Here is a 15,501-nt window from a genome sequence, read left to right as displayed (position 1 = left end):
ATTAAGGCCGGTATACCGATACGTTATTAAAGCCCTGCTCCTGCAATACCACAGCCTGCAAACGGCTCATGACGCCGCGCTCACAGTAAAAATAGTATTGTTTGCTCTGATCAAGGCTAGCAAACTGCGATGCCAGACGGAAAAATGGCAGTTCAACCACGTTATGCCCCTCAACTGTCAGCGGTTTAATATCGGTTTCTTCCGGGCTGCGAATATCCAGCACTACTGCATCGGCAGGCAGCTGTGCCAGTTCAGTCACCACATGCGCCTGTTGTTCGGCCTGATAATCTATCGTACGGATATCCAGCACTTTTGCCGCTTTCACCGCCTGCTCCAGCACAGTAAAATCAAACTTCTGCTCGTTAGCCAACACTTCTGATAATACCGCATTCACCGTGGGCTTTTTCGATATAACACCGCAATATTCCGGCATACTTTTGGCAATATCTTCAGCACCAATTTTGCGGCACATGTCAATAATTTCTTGCTTGTCCTGATAAATCAGCGGCCGCAGGATCAACATTTCCGTAACCCGGTCTATTACGTTTAAATTGGTAATGGTCTGGCTGGATACCTGGCCGATACTTTCACCGGTAACGATGGCTTTAATGCCCAGGCTATCTGCTACGTCGCTGGCCGCGCGCATCATCATACGCTTGAGCACCACGCCCATTAAGCCATTGTCGATGGTTTCCAGAATCTGATCTACTACCGGAGCAAAGTTGACGCTGACAAATTTCACCTTGTGCGACAAGCTGTATTTTTGCCAGATATGAAAGGCCATTTCCCGCACACCGGCCTCGTGTGCCGCACCACCGAGGTTAAAAAACAGGTAATGCGTGCGCAGGCCTTTGCGGATCATCAGGTAGCTAGCCACGGCAGAATCGTAGCCACCGGAGATCAGTGATAGCACATCTGATTGCGATGGCAGCGGAAAACCGCCCATGCCCTGGTGCATCTTACGCACCATAATCAGCCGATCTTTTCTGATTTCCAGCGTGACCACCAAATCCGGTTTTTTCAGCTGCACTTTGGCACTGGCAACATGCTGGTTTAAACCACCGCCAATATAGCGCTCGGCTTCGATTGAGGTAAATTCATGATTACCACTGCGGCGCACGCGCACACTAAAGGTTTTATGTTCCAGCTGCGGCGCATATACCGCCAGTACCTGCTCAAAAATATCGTGCAATGAGCTGAAGCCGCCCGACTGCATCTCAGCAAAATAAACAATGCCCGGAATACACCCCAGACGGTCAATTAAGCGCTGGCGCAGCGCTTCCTGTTGCACAGCATCACCTGTAGTGTCACAGCGCACTGTAAGGTGATCGAAGTTATTACTCACTTCAACACCGGCATCAACCTGTAGCAGAATGGTTTTAAGGTTACGCTCCAATAACAGCGTTTGGCGTTTGCGCACCGATTTACTTTTAATAGCGATTTCGGGGTGTAATTTGATAAGAAATTCAATCATCAGGCAGCAGCATTGTTTAGCAGGAAAAAAAGTGGCGCAGATTATAGCGGATCTGTGCAGAAAGACCTAATCTGCGCACTGCTGAGGATGGTTATGGCTGCTCGCTGGGTGGCTCCAGGCTTATAGGGTCTGACTCTTTGGCTTTACCCTGCATAATGGCAATTTCAACCCTGCGGTTGCGCCGCCGGCCCTGCTCAGTGTCATTAGGTACTAACGGCTTGGTGTCTGCATGCCCTACTACAACTAAACGGGTACGGTCAAAGCCGGTTGCTTTTACCATTTCGGTGGCGACTGATACGGCGCGTTTGGCCGATAAATCCCAGTTATTGCTGTGTAACTCGTCAGATACCTGAATATCATCGGTATGGCCGGTTACAGTAATTTCGCCGGGTACTTCATTTAGCAAAGTACCAATACGCTGCACTATCGGTTTAAACCTGGGTTGCAAAAAGGATGAACCCGATGGGAATGAGCCGTTTTCACGAATACGGATAATAATTTGCTGGCCCAGAGATTCCAGCTCTATAGCGCCATCAACAATTTGCTGCTGTAGTTGCTCGGCCAGCTTTTTCACCATTTCATTGGTTTGCTCCTGCGCCGCCTGTGCTTCGGCTGCTGCCGCCGCAGATTCACCATCCATAATTTCTTCAGCATTACTAACCGACTGGCCACCGCTTAAGTCTTCGCGCTGCTCTTGTCGCCCGCCGGCAGAATCTTCCTCGCCAGCCTGAAATTCAATTACCTGCTGGGTAATTTCAATCGTTTGCTGTTGCAAAGTTTCAATAGGCGTTGGATCGGGGCGACCAGGGCGAAACTCCATCGCAATTACGCTGGTGCCTTTGGGAATATCCTCTACTTCAATTTTATTTTGCACACCAAAGGCAAATTTCATTGAGCCGGCAATCTGTTTAAACTTCAGCACATCCATTTCTGAAAATGCCAGCAGCAGGACGAAAAAGCACATTAACAGCGCCATTAAATCGGCAAAAGTACCCATATACGCCGGTAAACCCGGTGGTGGGCATTTGCATTCTTCTTCTGCTTGATCACTCATACATTACTCCGCCGGGACTACTTCGCGTTTACCCTGCGCTAAATAATTACGCAATATACCTTCAATCACTTTCGGGTTCTGGCCATCCTGAATACCCAGTATCGCATCGAGAATTAACTGGTTATTCATCTTTTCCTGCTGGTTACGAATAGCCAGTTTATCAGCCAGTGGTATGGCTATTACGTTGGCAATAAAAGCACCGTACAAGGTGGTTAATAGCGCCACTGCCATGGCCGGGCCGATCGCTTTAGGGTCATCCATATTAGATAACATCGCCACCAGGCCTATCAGCGTACCGATCATGCCCATCGCCGGGGCAATATCACCCAGGCTCTTAAAAAGAGCGATTGCTGTTTCATGCCGCTTTTCGGTCAGGCTGATGTCTTTTAATAAGGTGGCACGTACTACATCGGCATCATGGCCATCCACCAGCATATTGACACCTTTTTGCATAAACGAATTGGGAATTTCAGCCTCTTCCAGTGCCAGAAAACCGCCTTTACGCGCAGAGTCAGCCAGTTGTACGGCTTTTTCGATCAGCTCTTCGGGCGATTCAATTTTAAACATAAAGGCTTTAGCGGCGGCTTTGCCTGAACCGAAAAACTGGCTCAGCGTAAACTTAGAGATAACCACAAAGATAGAGCCACCAAACACAATCAGTACTGATACTGTATCCATAAACATTCCAGGCGCACCGCTGCTACCCAGAATCATCGCCATGACAATAAAACCAATTGCACCTAACATACCAACTAGGGTAGCTAAATCCACTTTACTCTCCTTAATTGCAACACTACTGCACCAGCTATCTGTACAAGTTTATCTTAGACGATAGTTGTTTATCGACAACCACGCAGAATGATTAAGCATAAATTACGTAAAATTATCAATTTAGCCTTTCACATCCGCTTTCTGATTGACCATAATAGCCTGCTAAGGTACCTTTGCGCACACTTTTTCCGGGGGTAGTATGAGCAAGAAAAAAGCAGATTTAAGCCAGTTTGAACAAACCTTGTCTGAACTTGAGCTTATTGTGCAGCAACTGGAGCAAGGCGAGCTATCGCTGGATCAGTCGTTGCAACAATTTGAACGCGGCATTACCCTCGCCCGGCAAAGCCAGCAACTGTTGCAAGCAGCAGAGCAAAAAGTCCAGATCCTGATGCAGCAACAACAACAGGAATCATTATTACCTTTTGACCCGCCAGCAGGAGAATAAGGTGCAACCTGAACGTTTAGCGTTATACCAGCAGCGGGTCGAACAACATTTACAGCAGCAGTTAAACAACCGCACTGTTACCGATCAGCGGCTGTTGTCTGCTATGTCGTACAGCTTATTGCTAGGTGGTAAAAGAGTACGGCCTTTTCTGGTGTATAGCTGCGGCACACTGCTTGGTGCCAGCCTGCATGATTTAGACGGCCCGGCTGCAGCGCTGGAAGCCTTGCACAGTTACTCGCTTATTCACGACGATTTACCGGCGATGGATAACGACGATTTACGCCGTGGCAAACCCACCTGCCACAAAGCTTTTGATGAAGCCACTGCCATACTGGCAGGTGATGCTTTGCAAACACTGGCTTTTGAGATATTAAGCGCACACCCGTATCAGCAGGTAGATAGCAGCAATATCGTAAAAATGTTGCAACAGCTGTCACAGGCCGCAGGTTACAGCGGTATGTGCGGTGGCCAGGCGATAGATTTAGCCCAAACTAACCAGCACACCAGCCTGGCGCAGCTTGAACAAATGCACAGGCTGAAAACCGGCGCCCTGATTGAATGTGCAGTGCATCTGGCCTGGTTGTGTAGCAAGCGGCAAAACTTAGCAGAGCGCGATGCTTTAGTGCAGTTCGCCCAAGCTTTAGGGCTGGCATTTCAGGTGCAGGATGATATTCTCGACATTGAAAGCGACACCAGCACACTTGGCAAGCCACAGGGGTCCGATACCAAGGCAAACAAATCAACCTACCCGGCATTACTGGGGCTGGACAATGCCAAAGCCAAAGCACAGCAATTATATCAGGATGCACTGAACGCTCTGGCTAGCTTACCGTATAACACTGATGAGCTACGCGCCTTTGCGCAGTATATTATCGAACGCAGGTTTTAACACAGGCATGGATTATGGCGTTAGATATTAACGATTACCCGTTATTAGCCAAGGCTAATTTACCCGAGCAGCTGCGTCAGCTGCCACAGGACAAACTGCCCGCACTCAGTGACGAGTTGCGCAGTTATTTGTTGCAGAGTGTCAGCCAGAGCAGTGGCCACTTTGCCTCTGGCTTAGGCACGGTAGAGCTTACCGTTGCTTTGCATTATGTGTATAACACCCCGTTTGACCGGTTAATCTGGGATGTGGGCCATCAGGCTTATCCACATAAAATTCTGACCGGCCGGGCTGAGCGTATGCACACCATTCGCCAGAAAGATGGCCTGCACCCTTTTCCGTATCGCGAAGAAAGCGAATACGACGTGTTGTCTGTCGGCCACTCCAGTACGTCAATCAGTGCGGCTTTAGGTATGGCGATTGCCGCTCAGCAGGCACGCAATAACCGCAAAGTGGTTGCTGTCATTGGTGACGGCGCTATTACCGCCGGTATGGCCTTTGAAGCACTAAACCATGCCGGCGAAGTACGGCCTGACATGCTGGTTATTCTGAATGACAATGAAATGTCGATCTCAGAAAACGTTGGTGCCTTAAATCGCTATTTTGCCCGTATTTTATCCGGCAGCTTTTACACCAGCCTGCGCGAAGGCGGTAAAAAGATTTTAAGTGGTGTGCCGCCGCTGCATGAACTGGCCAGCCGTGCTGAAGAGCACTTTAAAGGCATGGTCACGCCAGGCACCTTTTTTGAAGAGCTGGGCTTTAACTATATCGGCCCAATTGACGGTCACGACGTACTGGGGCTGGTAGATACCATCCGCAATATGCGTAATTTAAAAGGGCCGCAGCTGCTGCATATTGTCACTAAAAAAGGCAAAGGTTATGCCCCGGCAGAAGCTGATCCTATTGGCTATCATGCCGTATCTAAATTTAACCCGGATGATAAAAAGCAACCGGCGAAAAAGGCTGGCCGTCCCAGTTTTTCGAACATCTTTGGCAACTGGATATGCGATATGGCAGCGCAGGATGAACGCTTACAGGCGATTACGCCTGCTATGCGTGAAGGCTCTGACTTAGTCCGGTTTTCTAAAAGCTACCCTAAACGCTATTTCGATGTCGCCATTGCCGAGCAGCATGCCGTTACGCTAGCCGCAGGTATGGCAATTGAAGGCTTAAAGCCGGTAGTGGCTATTTACTCCAGCTTTTTGCAGCGCGGTTATGACCAATTGATCCATGACGTAGCCCTGCAGAACCTTGATGTGCTGTTTGCGGTTGACCGTGCCGGCGTAGTCGGTGCCGATGGCCCAACCCATCAGGGGGCTTTTGATATCAGCTTTATGCGCTGCATTCCGAATATGGTGGTTATGACGCCATCAGACGAAGACGAATGCCGCCAGATGCTATATACCGGCTATCAGTATCAGGGACCTGCAGCAGTGCGTTATCCGCGCGGCAGTGGCACCGGTATTGATGCCCAGCCGCAAATGCAATTGCTGCCATTGGGTAAAGCCAAAGTGGTACGCCAGGGTGAGAATATCGCCATACTGGCTTTTGGCCCGCTGTTAAGTGCCTGTCAGCATGCAGCAGAGCAGTTAAACGCCACTCTGGTAGATATGCGTTTTGTCAAACCCCTTGATGAAGGCTTGTTAACTGAACTGGCACAAAGCCATCAGCTGTTTGTCACGGTTGAAGACAATGCCATAACCGGTGGGGCCGGTTCAGCCGTTAATGAGTTTATTGCTAAAGCCCGGCTGGCGGTGCAAAGCCTGAACCTGGGTTTGCCGGACCACTTTATTAAGCATGGCAGCCAGGAAGAAATTTATACTGAGCTGGCGCTGGACAGCAACGGTATTCTTGCCAGTATCCAACAACGGCTTTAACCGTTAACACCACTAAAAACCCGCTGCTAACAAACCGTTATCAGCGGGTATTTTTTAGTTCAAAATGTGCCAACCCGGCGGCCAGTAGACGCTCTACCTGTGCTTCAACATGCGATGAGTCTTCAAATTCAAAGGCATCAACCTGCTGATCAAAGTGAATAGTCGCTACACCATTTTTACCCGCATGTTTAACATGGTACAACGCCATTTCAGCCAGTTGTAACGATACTTCCCAGTTGATCAGCTGCCCGCCAAGTAATTCTAACGGGTAGACAGCATAGCCCACTGAGCAGGTTAAGCGGGTGCGGTGCCCGTCAGGTAAATTAAACACCGTTTTAGCCACCAGCTCATTCAGGCGATAACTAAACTGCTCTACCAGTTCAAGCGGTATATCACGCAGCACCAGGACAAACTCTTCACCGGCAAAGCGTACAACATAATCTGAGCCACGTGTTTCACGGATCAGTAAACCGGCTACCTGTTGAATACAGCTGTCACCAGCACTGTTACCAAACTGATCATTAACCTGTTTAAAGTTATCCAGATCCAGATGAATTAACGCCACGCATTTGCCCTGCGTTTGCATAGACTCACGGTTGCGCTGAAAGTGTTCGATGTCTTTTGGCAACTGTTCAAACATAAAACGACGGTTACGCAGACCGGTTAAACTATCTTTATGGGTTAGTAATGCCAGTTGTTCATTTAATTCATTTAGTTTCAGGTTACTGTTTTCCAGCTCCTGTGTGCGCTGCTTTACCAGGCGCTCCAGCTGTTGTTGCTGGTGCACAGTATTGCGCCTTAACAGCCAGATCAGGCCGTACAGACAAAACAAAAACAGCACCAGCCATAAGCCACGGTATACCAGAGTTTCGTCAAAGCGCTTGGGCACAATCAGTTCAAGCTCCTGTGTTTGCGCAGCAGCCCAGGGTTCATTCTCCAGCCGGGTTTGTATGCGAAACACAAAACGCCCGGGTTCCAGGTTAGTGTAAACGGCTTCACGCCGGTCTGCAGCGTCATGCCAGCTAGGTTCAAAGCCGGTTAACTGATAGCGAAACTGTAAAGCGGCTGGTTTGATAAATTCCAACGCAGAGTATTTAATGCTGATGTTGCGATCGTCCAGCTCTAATACCAAACGTTGCTGCTCTGCGGTAAGAACATAAGTTTGCTGGCCCTGCACCAGTTTAATTACCGGCTGTACGGGCTTATCAGCTTTACGGTTAAGTTCTGCCGGCACGGCCACCAGGCCCTTTAATGTAGGGTACCAATACTGCTGCTGCCACAATGCGACCTTGGCATGGCCAGCGCCGTTACAACAACGCCCGGGTACAGTGCCCAACTGGCGATCATGTGGCCCCAGTACATCCTCTATTGGCAGGTTATCCAGATTTGGCCGGTCAAGCTCTGCCGCGCGTAAACGAAAAATGCCTTTATGGCTGCTGATCCAGATATAATCTGTTGCGCCATCGTATGTCATGCTGACTACCGGGCTGTGCGGTAGCCCGTTAGCGGTATGCAACTGATACCAGCTGTTGTCGGCACGGCGAATAAAGATGCCGTCATCAAGCGTGCTGGCCAGTAAATGGCCGTTGGGTAACAACAGCAAGGCGGTAATGTAACTGTTGTACAACGCCGTGCCAACGCCCAACCGACTAAGGCGTTGCTGTTCGTACTGATATAAGCCGCGGGTAGTGCCAAATACCAGTTGCTTATCGTTTTGCTGCAACACGGTAATGTGGCGGGATTCCAGATCAGTGTTCAACGCAAACGGTGTCAGCGTGTTGTGCTGGTAATGCACCAGCCCCATCACACCGCCAATCCATAAACCACCCGTTGTATCTGCTTGCAGCACTCTTACGGCAAAGCCTTTTAAGCTATCAAACTGTGTCGTAAGCTGCCTGGTATCCCGCTGATATGCCAGAATACCGTTGTCAGTACCAAGCCATACATGGTTGGCATCTGGCCAGTAAATGTCGTGCACGGTGCCGCTGCCTAGCTGTTCAGCATTGATCAGGCTGTGGTATTGACCATCAGCTGCTAACTCGCCAATATCCGACTGCCCGGCCACCAACAATGTATCTGATGGGGTAACGGCGACGCTGCGTACCACAGCGTCTGGTTGAAACGGTACTACCCGGCGAATATTTCCTACTGCTGCGCGGTATAAGCCATCGCTGAAACTGGCCAACCAGATATTGTTATCACGGTCTTCAAAAATATCACTAAACCAAGGGTAACTACCCAGTTCGTCGCCGGTAATATGCTGCCAGGGCTGTTTGGCATGTTTATGAAATAATTTACGGTGGGCTGATATCCAACTATTACCACGGCTGTCACGCAGTAGTTTGTATACTGCAGTGCTGTTTTGATCCGGTAGCTGACACTTTTGTACCTCGCTAGTGGCAACATTCAGATGATAAAACCCCGACTCACCGGCAATATGTAAACCTTTTTCGGTCCAGTACAAATCATAAACCGGAGTTTGAATAAGCTCGGCCGGTAAGGTGTAGCTTTTTACATTGCCATCCAGATCCATGCGGTACAGCTGCTCAGACCCCATGATCCAGATATGCTCACCCACCAGCTCCAGTTGGCTGACCTGCGAAAGCACCTGCTCTACCCGGCTGACATGGCCATTGTAGATACGAAATAAATGATCAGCTGCCACCCAGATTTCACCGGGGCGGACTTCAATAATAGCGGTAACTTCAGAGAGGATCTGATAACGTTCAAACTGTAATGTCAGCGGGTCAAACCCCGACAGGCCAGACTTCGTGCCCACCCACATATAGCCCTGACTGTCATGCAGCAGGCGGGTAACACTATTGCTGGCCAGATGGCGATGGCTTTCTTTGGTAAAATGCTCAAACTGTACGCCGTCAAAGCGATTCAGGCCATACAGAGTCGCTAACCAGATAAACCCTTGCGAATCCTGGCTGACAGACCGTACTGAATTACTGGACAGGCCATCAGCACTGTTCCAGTGCTTGATATCAAAATCATATACCGATGGTTGGTTGTACGCATACAAAGTAAGAGGACACAACAATAAAAACAACAGTAAGGCTTTTTTCATTGATGCACTCTCTTTCTTATTTTGCGTTAGCCCAATGGTAAAAACGGCAGTAACAATTGCAACACGATAAGCGCAGCGACACCGGCCGCAATATCATCAAGCATAATGCCAATACCGCCGCCCAGATGGCGATCCAGCAAGCTTATCGGCCAAGGTTTTACAATATCAAACAGACGAAATAAGACAAACCCCAGTAAAAACGTCTGCCAGTGCAGCGGGGCCCACAGCATGGTAATGCCATAGCCAACAATTTCGTCCCACACTATAGCGCTATGGTCATGAGTTTCCATTTCAGTTGCTGTCTGACCACAGATATAGATACCAAGCACACTGCCAATAACAACAAAGGTCAACAGCCAAATATTGCCAGCCCACAGCAACAACGCCACCAATGGCACGGCTGCCAGCGTGCCAAACGTACCCGGCGCTACCGGCGATAAGCCACTGCCAAAACCCACTGCAAGAAATTGATACCACTTTCTGAGGTTAAACTTCAGTTCGTTCATAAGAAATGTTTAAAGCCATTATGCTGGTAGTTAAACGGTTGTTCGCCCTGTTTCAGCTCCAGCTTACCGGCAGCACCGGTAACACGGCCGATACAACTAACGCCAACACCGTAGGGCGACAGTAATACATCCAGCGAACCGCGCCGGGCTTCTGGTACGGTAAACAACAGTTCGTAGTCTTCACCGCCAGATAACGCCAGTTGTATTGCCGTGGCGCTATCGCAACTGTCTTTAACCGCTTGCGACAGTGGCAAACGGGCAACATCAATACTGGCCCCCACCGCAGAGCGCTTCATAATATGCTGAATATCGCTATACAGACCATCGGATAAATCCATCGCACTGCTGGCAATATTCCTCAGCGCCTGGCCAAGTGCAACACGGGCTGAAGGATAATGAAAACGTTGCAGAATATGGGTCTGATGTTTTTTACTGACTTCATGCAGGCCCTGACACAGTTTCAGCCCCAGAGCAGCGTCACCTAAAGTACCGGTAACATAAATATAATCACCTACTTTGGCACCGCTGCGGGTCAGTGCTTTACCGCGCGGTACTATGCCTTTGGCTATCATGGTCAGACTAAGCGGGCCACGGGTGGTGTCGCCGCCAATTAACTGGCAATTATAGTATTCAGCGGTTTCGTGTAAGCCTGCAGCAAAGGCTGCCACCCAGGGCTCATCCACGGCTGGTAATGTCAGCGCCAGCGATAACCAGGCTGGCTCTGCGCCCATGGCGGCTAAATCACTGACATTTACGGTCACTAGTTTGTGGCCCAGCGCACGGGGCTCATCATCAGGGAAAAAATGCGTACCTACCACCATAGTGTCGGTGGTAACCACTAAGTCATAGCCATCACGCACCTGCAGTACAGCACCATCATCACCAACACCGATAGCACTGTCGGCGCGTTTGGCGCCACAGTTGGCAAAATAGCGGGAAATGAGTTCGAATTCACCCATAAAACTAAGAAGCCGACTGATGTCGGCTCTCCTTTTAACTTGGACGCAGTACGCGTACGGCTTTATCCAGAATGCCGTTAACGAACTTATGGCTGTCGTCGGCGGCGAACGCTTTGGCCAGCTCAATAGCTTCGTTGATAATCACCTTGTACGGAACATCAAGACGGTATTTCAGCTCGTAAGCTGACACCCGCAATATGGCTTTTTCAACAAAATCAATTTCATCGAACGGCCGATCTAAATAAGGTTTTAATGCTTCATCCAGTACCGCATGGTTTTTTACCACACCACGCACCAGATCCTGAAAATAGCCAACGTCGAGATGTTTAACGTTGGTTTCTAATAATAGTTGTTGCTCAATATCTGCAATAGGGTTTTTGCTGACATGCCAGCTGTATATTCCCTGTACTGCAAGTGACCGTGACTGACGACGGGCATTAGGTTTCATCTGTGCGTCTCTTCCTGTTACAGCTTGGCCAGCAGGTTAACCATTTCCAGCGTAGACATGGCAGCTTCGCTACCTTTGTTACCAGCCTTGGTTCCTGCGCGCTCAATGGCTTGCTCAATGCTGTCTACCGTGAGTACACCAAAAGCTACCGGAATGTCATGTTGCATCATTACCTGGGCAATACCTTTGGTACATTCACCGGATACATATTCAAAATGTGGCGTACCACCGCGGATAACTGCACCCAGTGCAATAATGCCGTCATATTTTTTACTGGCAGCAACACGCTGCACTGCCAGCGGCAATTCAAAGGCGCCCGGTACACGGATCACGGTGATATCCTGCTCTGCCACGTTGCCAATACGCTGCAATGTGTCGGTTGCACCGCTTAATAAGCTCTCAACAATAAAGCTGTTAAACCGCGCTACGACTAACGCAAACTTCTTACCGTTGGCAGAAAACCCTGCTTCAATAACCTGCATAAGTTGCCCTTAAAATCTGACCGCTGAAAATTAGCCGTGCATAATAGCACAACACTGCCTAAACCGGCATAGTCTTTGTTATGTTGGCTGACGCTTTATTGGTAAGCCGGTAGCACGGTTACTCGCTAACGTAATCCACTACTTCCAGGCCAAAACCAGACAACGCATGGTATTTTTTTGGCTGGCTAAGTAAGCGCATTTTCTTTACACCCAGACTGGCCAGAATTTGCGAGCCCACGCCAACATTACGTGAGGTGCCCTTCCACGGTGCACTGCGCGGCTTTTCCCCTTTATCTTCGGCTTCAAACGCCTGCACGGTGCGGATAAGCTCGTCGGTAGATTCATGCTTGCCCAGTAACACCAGCACTCCACCATCTTTGGCAATACGCGCCATGGCGGTATGTAATGGAAAGCTGCGGTTTGCTGCACGGTCGGCCATTAACAAATCACTGAAGGTGTCATGCAAATGCACTCGTACTAAAGTCGGCTCATCGGCACTGATGTCACCTTTTACCAAAGCAAAATGAATTTGGTTATCAATGGTATCTTTAAAGGTCACCAGCTTGAACTCGCCCACTTCGGTAGGTAGCTGGCAACTGGCCACCTGCTCAATGGTGGTTTCATTTAAGTTACGGTATTCAATTAAATCGGCAATAGTACCAATTTTAATACCGTGTTTTTGCGCAAATAGCTCTAAATCAGGCCGCCGCGCCATGGTGCCATCGTCGTTTAATACTTCAACAATTACCGCGGCAGGTTCCAACCCGGCTAAACGGGCCAGATCGCAACCAGCCTCTGTATGACCGGCGCGCACCAACACACCGCCATCTTGTGCCATCAACGGAAAAATATGCCCAGGCTGCACAATATCGGTGGGCCTCGCATCGCGTGCCACTGCCGCTTTAACTGTGCGGGCACGGTCTGCTGCTGAAATACCGGTAGTAACACCTTCTGCTGCTTCAATTGACACGGTAAAGTTAGTAGAAAACGGCGATTTATTCGCATCAACCATTAACGGTAAGGCCAATTGTGTACAGCGCTTTTTCGTTAGCGTTAAGCAAATTAAACCGCGGCCATGGGTAGCCATAAAATTAATCGCTTCGGGCGTAACATATTCTGCCGCCATCACCAGATCGCCTTCATTTTCGCGATCTTCATCGTCCATCAGCACGACCATTTTGCCCTGACGGATGTCTTCAATAATTTCAGCAGGAGTATTCAGTTGCATAACAGACCTTATTTATAAAAAACCACGCTGAGCCAACAGCGCCATACTGACACCGCTACTGGCGCTGCCGTTGTCTTTACTGAGTAAACGTTCCAGGTAACGGGCAATTAAATCCACCTCAAGGTGTACCTTAGAACCTACTTTAAGCTGGGAAATGGTAGTTTGCTCTGCCGTATGCGGCACTATAGTAAGCCTGAATGCATCATTGCTCAGCTCATTTACCGTCAGGCTGACACCATCAATAGTGATAGAGCCTTTAGCGGCAATATAATGCGCCAGTGCTTTGGGCAACGTAAGCCAGATGTGCCAGGCGCGGCCGCTGGCTTCAATTTTGGTTACGCTGCTAACACCATCGACATGGCCGCTGACTAAATGCCCGCCCATGCGCGTTGTTGGTAGCATGGCTTTTTCCAGATTAATCAGTTGCCCGGTTTTGTAGTGACAAAACAGGGTGTGAGCCAGGGTTTCTGATGACACGTCAGCATCAAAGCTGTGTTTACCCAGTTTGGTTACCGTCAAACACACGCCGTTGCTGGCAATGCTGTCGCCCAACTTTACGTCAGAAAAGTCCAGGCTCTGGCTGTCGATAGTGATTGTGATATCAGTACCGCGCTGTTGTACTGCGCTTAACTTGCCTGTGGCTTCAATAATACCTGTAAACATAGGTTATCCCGTTATGCGGCTGGCGCAGAATTTAACGTGGCAGTAAGGCGGATATCCGACCCAACCATACGTATGTCTGTCCAGCTTAATTCAGGCACCTGCGCCAGAGCAGTAAACTGGGGCAGCACTGCCAGCGGCTGAGCTGCATTGCCCAGCAGCTTTGGTGCTATATACACTATCAGCTCATCCACCAGATTTAACTGTAATAAGGTACCGGCCAATGTAGCCCCCGCCTCGACCCACAAGGTGTTGACATTTTCGCGCAGTGCTAAGTGTTCCAGCAGTGCCATTAAATCAAATTGCGCATTGCTATCTAAAGGGCAATGAATTTGTCTGGCGATATTGGGCAGTTGCCGCGAGTTTTCAACCTTACTGACGCACAGTAATACTTCGCCACCGTCATTAAATATTGCCTGGCGCTGATCGAGTACTCCGTTTCGGTCCAGAATCACCCGTTTGGGCTGGCGCAGTTCGCCACTTTCCAGTGCTGTCACGCTTTGCAGCAGTTGTTCAGCACGTAAATTCAACCGGGCATTGTCGGCCAGCACTGTCGTAGCGGTAGATAAAATAGCACAGCTTTGTGCGCGGTAATGCTGCACATCTGAGCGGGCGGCAGCGCCGGTTAACCATTTACTGTCGCCGTTAGCCAGCGCGGTGCGCCCGTCTAAACTGGCAGCCAGTTTTAGCTGCACATAGGGGCGTTTGCGCTCCATACGGCTTAAAAACCCCGGGTTTAATGCCCGCGCCTGCACTTCCAGCAATCCCACATCGACGACAATACCGGCGTGGCGCAACATTGCCACACCGCGCCCGGCTACCTGCGGGTTCGGGTCTTGCATCGCTACTACCACGCGGGCAACACCGGCAGCAATTAATGCCTCAACACAAGGTGGCGTGCGGCCATAATGGCTACAGGGCTCTAGCGTAACATAACAGGTGGCGCCTTTGGCTACCGCACCGGCTTCACGCAGAGCAAACACTTCGGCATGGGGCCCACCGGCTTGTCTGTGATAACCAGAGCCAACCACCACACCGTTTTGCACCAGCACTGCGCCAACATTCGGATTTGGGCTGGTGGTGTAACGACCAAGCTCAGCTAAGCGGATAGCCTGGGCCATAAAAGTGGTATCAGCGGCGCTAAACATCAGGCTTTTTCCCCTAAGCGGGCAATTTCTTCGCCAAATTCGCGGATATCTTTAAACGAGCGGTATACAGAAGCAAAGCGCACATAAGCGACTTTATCTACTTTAACCAGCTCATCCATAATCAGGTTGCCCAGCAACTGACTACCCACTTCCCGCTCGCCGGTGGCACGCAACTGAGACTTAATTTTATTGATCAGCTGTTCAATTTGCTCGGTGGATACCGGCCGCTTTTCCAGCGAACGCAGCAAGCCGCTGCGCAACTTATCTTCGTTAAAGGGTTCACGCGAGCCATCACGTTTAATAATGCGCGGCATCACCAGCTCGGCTGACTCAAAAGTAGTAAAACGCTCATGACAGGCCAGACATTCACGCCGGCGGCGTACCTGATGGCCATCGGCCACCAGACGTGAGTCAATTACCTTGGTATCGTCTGCATTACAAAACGGACAGTACATGATAGAAATCCTGCTAAGCTGCCAAAAAGCCAAAA

15 protein-coding genes are annotated in these 15,501 nt (G+C 49.7%); 3 read left to right on the top strand and 12 right to left on the bottom strand.

Annotated elements, in window-relative coordinates; genetic code table 11:
* Position 1 precedes the first annotated feature (1 nt).
* The 3 genes from thiI to pomA form a co-directional block, all read right to left on the bottom strand.
* Positions 2-1,474: a tRNA uracil 4-sulfurtransferase ThiI gene (gene thiI, locus AR688_RS05325; RefSeq protein ID WP_068230101.1), complete on the bottom strand. Its 1,473-nt coding sequence runs from the start codon at positions 1,472-1,474 to the stop codon at positions 2-4.
* Between the two features lie 91 nt (positions 1,475-1,565).
* Positions 1,566-2,528, bottom strand: coding sequence for a flagellar motor protein MotB (locus AR688_RS05320; protein ID WP_068230098.1), 963 nt, complete (start codon positions 2,526-2,528; stop codon positions 1,566-1,568).
* A gap of 3 nt (positions 2,529-2,531) precedes the next feature.
* Complete coding sequence (pomA, locus tag AR688_RS05315; RefSeq protein ID WP_068230096.1) at positions 2,532-3,299, bottom strand: flagellar motor protein PomA; 768 nt, start codon at positions 3,297-3,299, stop codon at positions 2,532-2,534.
* A gap of 199 nt (positions 3,300-3,498) precedes the next feature.
* On the opposite strand from pomA, the gene xseB reads away from it, so the two are divergent.
* Genes xseB through dxs form a run of 3 tightly spaced genes read left to right on the top strand, consistent with a single transcriptional unit; the run spans position 3,499 to position 6,507 of the window.
* Complete coding sequence (gene xseB / locus AR688_RS05310) at positions 3,499-3,744, top strand: exodeoxyribonuclease VII small subunit (protein ID WP_068230093.1); 246 nt, start codon at positions 3,499-3,501, stop codon at positions 3,742-3,744.
* A gap of 1 nt (position 3,745) precedes the next feature.
* Positions 3,746-4,633 (top strand): (2E,6E)-farnesyl diphosphate synthase, encoded by an 888-nt coding sequence (ispA, locus tag AR688_RS05305; RefSeq protein ID WP_068230090.1) that lies wholly within the window; start codon positions 3,746-3,748, stop codon positions 4,631-4,633.
* 14 nt (positions 4,634-4,647) lie between these two features.
* On the top strand, positions 4,648-6,507 hold the full coding sequence (dxs, locus tag AR688_RS05300; RefSeq protein ID WP_068230088.1) for a 1-deoxy-D-xylulose-5-phosphate synthase: 1,860 nt from the start codon (positions 4,648-4,650) through the stop codon (positions 6,505-6,507).
* A 40-nt stretch (positions 6,508-6,547) separates the two neighbouring features.
* Here the strand turns inward: dxs and AR688_RS05295 are convergent, their stop codons facing one another.
* The 9 genes from AR688_RS05295 to nrdR all read right to left on the bottom strand — a co-directional run bounded on the left by AR688_RS05295 (position 6,548) and on the right by nrdR (position 15,466).
* Positions 6,548-9,580 (bottom strand): ligand-binding sensor domain-containing protein, encoded by a 3,033-nt coding sequence (locus AR688_RS05295; protein ID WP_068230086.1) that lies wholly within the window; start codon positions 9,578-9,580, stop codon positions 6,548-6,550.
* 26 nt (positions 9,581-9,606) lie between these two features.
* Positions 9,607-10,086, bottom strand: a complete 480-nt coding sequence (locus tag AR688_RS05290) for a phosphatidylglycerophosphatase A family protein (RefSeq protein ID WP_068230083.1) — start codon at positions 10,084-10,086, stop codon at positions 9,607-9,609.
* Positions 10,083-11,045: a thiamine-phosphate kinase gene (gene thiL, locus AR688_RS05285; RefSeq protein WP_068230081.1), complete on the bottom strand. Its 963-nt coding sequence runs from the start codon at positions 11,043-11,045 to the stop codon at positions 10,083-10,085. The genes AR688_RS05290 and thiL overlap by 4 nt, the downstream gene beginning before the upstream one ends.
* Positions 11,046-11,079: 34 nt before the next feature.
* The gene (gene nusB, locus AR688_RS05280) at positions 11,080-11,493 is read right to left on the bottom strand and encodes a transcription antitermination factor NusB (RefSeq protein ID WP_068230079.1); all 414 of its coding nucleotides are present in this window, start codon (positions 11,491-11,493) and stop codon (positions 11,080-11,082) included.
* A gap of 17 nt (positions 11,494-11,510) precedes the next feature.
* Positions 11,511-11,975, bottom strand: a complete 465-nt coding sequence (gene ribH, locus AR688_RS05275) for a 6,7-dimethyl-8-ribityllumazine synthase (RefSeq protein WP_068230076.1) — start codon at positions 11,973-11,975, stop codon at positions 11,511-11,513.
* 118 nt (positions 11,976-12,093) lie between these two features.
* Entirely contained in the window at positions 12,094-13,203 is a 1,110-nt protein-coding gene (gene ribBA / locus AR688_RS05270; protein WP_068230072.1) for a bifunctional 3,4-dihydroxy-2-butanone-4-phosphate synthase/GTP cyclohydrolase II, read from the bottom strand.
* A gap of 12 nt (positions 13,204-13,215) precedes the next feature.
* Entirely contained in the window at positions 13,216-13,866 is a 651-nt protein-coding gene (locus tag AR688_RS05265) for a riboflavin synthase (protein ID WP_068230069.1), read from the bottom strand.
* 11 nt (positions 13,867-13,877) lie between these two features.
* Positions 13,878-15,011, bottom strand: coding sequence for a bifunctional diaminohydroxyphosphoribosylaminopyrimidine deaminase/5-amino-6-(5-phosphoribosylamino)uracil reductase RibD (gene ribD / locus AR688_RS05260; RefSeq protein WP_068230066.1), 1,134 nt, complete (start codon positions 15,009-15,011; stop codon positions 13,878-13,880).
* Complete coding sequence (gene nrdR / locus AR688_RS05255; RefSeq protein ID WP_068231240.1) at positions 15,011-15,466, bottom strand: transcriptional regulator NrdR; 456 nt, start codon at positions 15,464-15,466, stop codon at positions 15,011-15,013. The genes ribD and nrdR overlap by 1 nt, the downstream gene beginning before the upstream one ends.
* Positions 15,467-15,501: the final 35 nt, after the last annotated feature.

This window comes from Rheinheimera sp. EpRS3, assembly GCF_001513785.1.
In the GTDB taxonomy this organism is placed as follows: Bacteria; Pseudomonadota; Gammaproteobacteria; order Enterobacterales; family Alteromonadaceae; genus Alishewanella.
Note: the sequence above shows the minus strand (reverse complement) of the source record. Positions and strands in the feature narration are given on the sequence as shown.

Excerpts from the sequence above, each read along its gene's own strand:
- thiI (WP_068230101.1), bottom strand. The coding sequence starts at position 1,474 with ATGATTGAATTTCTTATCAAATTACACCCCGAAATCGCTATTAAAAGT.
- AR688_RS05320 (WP_068230098.1), bottom strand. The coding sequence starts at position 2,528 with ATGAGTGATCAAGCAGAAGAAGAATGCAAATGCCCACCACCGGGTTTA.
- xseB (WP_068230093.1), top strand. The coding sequence starts at position 3,499 with ATGAGCAAGAAAAAAGCAGATTTAAGCCAGTTTGAACAAACCTTGTCT.
- dxs (WP_068230088.1), top strand. The coding sequence starts at position 4,648 with ATGGCGTTAGATATTAACGATTACCCGTTATTAGCCAAGGCTAATTTA.
- AR688_RS05295 (WP_068230086.1), bottom strand. The coding sequence starts at position 9,580 with ATGAAAAAAGCCTTACTGTTGTTTTTATTGTTGTGTCCTCTTACTTTG.
- AR688_RS05290 (WP_068230083.1), bottom strand. The coding sequence starts at position 10,086 with ATGAACGAACTGAAGTTTAACCTCAGAAAGTGGTATCAATTTCTTGCA.
- thiL (WP_068230081.1), bottom strand. The coding sequence starts at position 11,045 with ATGGGTGAATTCGAACTCATTTCCCGCTATTTTGCCAACTGTGGCGCC.
- nusB (WP_068230079.1), bottom strand. The coding sequence starts at position 11,493 with ATGAAACCTAATGCCCGTCGTCAGTCACGGTCACTTGCAGTACAGGGA.
- ribH (WP_068230076.1), bottom strand. The coding sequence starts at position 11,975 with ATGCAGGTTATTGAAGCAGGGTTTTCTGCCAACGGTAAGAAGTTTGCG.
- ribBA (WP_068230072.1), bottom strand. The coding sequence starts at position 13,203 with ATGCAACTGAATACTCCTGCTGAAATTATTGAAGACATCCGTCAGGGC.
- AR688_RS05265 (WP_068230069.1), bottom strand. The coding sequence starts at position 13,866 with ATGTTTACAGGTATTATTGAAGCCACAGGCAAGTTAAGCGCAGTACAA.
- ribD (WP_068230066.1), bottom strand. The coding sequence starts at position 15,011 with ATGTTTAGCGCCGCTGATACCACTTTTATGGCCCAGGCTATCCGCTTA.
- nrdR (WP_068231240.1), bottom strand. The coding sequence starts at position 15,466 with ATGTACTGTCCGTTTTGTAATGCAGACGATACCAAGGTAATTGACTCA.